Annotated in this window: 1 rRNA gene; it reads left to right on the top strand. The window is 48.2% G+C overall.

The features are described from left to right. Positions 1–33: 33 nt before the first annotated feature. Positions 34–1665, top strand: a 23S ribosomal RNA gene (locus tag OH814_RS20490); the annotation flags it as partial.

The following is a 1665-nucleotide window of genomic DNA, read 5'->3' on the forward strand; positions in this document are numbered from 1 at the left end:
TAAGCAAAAATACTGAACTAATTAATAATTAGGAAAGAAATCGTTAAGGGCGTATGGCGGATGCCTAGGCTTTCAGAGGCGAAGAAGGACGTGGTAAGCTGCGAAAAGCTCGGGGGATTGGCACACACGAATTGATCCCGAGATGTCCGAATGGGGCAACCCGTCTGGTTGAAGACCAGTCACTCCGCAAGGAGAGCAAACCCGGAGAACTGAAACATCTAAGTACCCGGAGGAAAAGAAATCGAAGAGATTCCGTAAGTAGTGGCGAGCGAACGCGGATTAGCCCAAAAGTCTTTATATATTTAAAAGAATGTTCTGGAAAGAACAGCCGTAGAGGGTGATAGCCCCGTATTTGAAAGGTATATTTAGATGATAAATGAGTAGGGCGGGACACGTGAAATCCTGTCTGAATATGGGGGGACCATCCTCCAAGGCTAAATACTCCTGAAAGACCGATAGTGAACAAGTACTGTGAAGGAAAGGTGAAAAGCACTTCGAATAGAAGGGTGAAATAGAACCTGAAACCGTACGCCTACAAGCGGTCGGAGCCCACAAGTTGGGTGACGGCGTGCCTTTTGCATAATGAGCCTACGAGTTAATGTTACTAGCGAGGTTAAGGACTTCAGGTCCGGAGCCGGAGCGAAAGCGAGTCTGAATAGGGCGCTTAGTTAGTAGTATTAGACGCGAAACCTTGTGATCTACCCATGGGCAGGTTGAAGCTTTGGTAACACAAAGTGGAGGACCGAACCGGTTGACGTTGAAAAGTCTTCGGATGACCTGTGGGTAGGGGTGAAAGGCCAATCAAACTGGGAGATAGCTCGTACTCCCCGAAATGCATTTAGGTGCAGCGTCGTGTATAAGTTTATTAGAGGTAGAGCTACTGATTGGATGCGGGGGAGTCAAATCCTACCAATTCCTGACAAACTCCGAATGCTAATAAATGTTCCACGGCAGTGAGGGCGCGGGTGCTAAGGTCCGTGTCCGAGAGGGAAAGAACCCAGACCAACAGCTAAGGTCCCCAAATCTCTATTAAGTTGAAGCAACGCGGTTGGACTGCATTGACAGCTAGGATGTTGGCTTGGAAGCAGCCATTCATTTAAAGAGTGCGTAACAGCTCACTAGTCGAGCGGTCCGGCATGGATAATAATCGGGCATAAATAGAGTACCGAAGCTATGGATTTACAACCGTTGGGTTGTATCTGGTAGGGGAGCATTCTGTTTGCACAGAAGCAGTATCGTGAGATATTGTGGAGCGTACAGAAAAGAAAATGTAGGCATAAGTAACGATAAAGCGGGCGAGAAACCCGCTCACCGAAAGACTAAGGTTTCCTCAGCCATGCTAATCAGCTGAGGGTTAGTCGGGACCTAACGCGAACCCGAAAGGGGTAGTGGATGGACAATGGGTTAATATTCCCATACTTGCTCACACTAAAAAGGGGACGGAGTGCCGTACCTGCTGGAGACTGACGGAATAGTCAAGGCCTAGCCTTCGGGCGAAGCTGCTGCAGGGAAAGTGCTTCCAAGAAAAGCCGAAGTGAAGCAACCCGTACCATAAACCGACACAGGTAGTCGAGGAGAGAATCCTAAGGTGCTAGAGTGAATCATGGTTAAGGAACTAGGCAAAATAGTCTCGTAACTTCGGAAGAAGAGACGCCAACAGCAATG

Source organism: Chryseobacterium sp. CFS15 (assembly GCF_031118795.1).
GTDB classification, from domain to species: domain Bacteria; phylum Bacteroidota; class Bacteroidia; order Flavobacteriales; family Weeksellaceae; genus Chryseobacterium; species Chryseobacterium indoltheticum.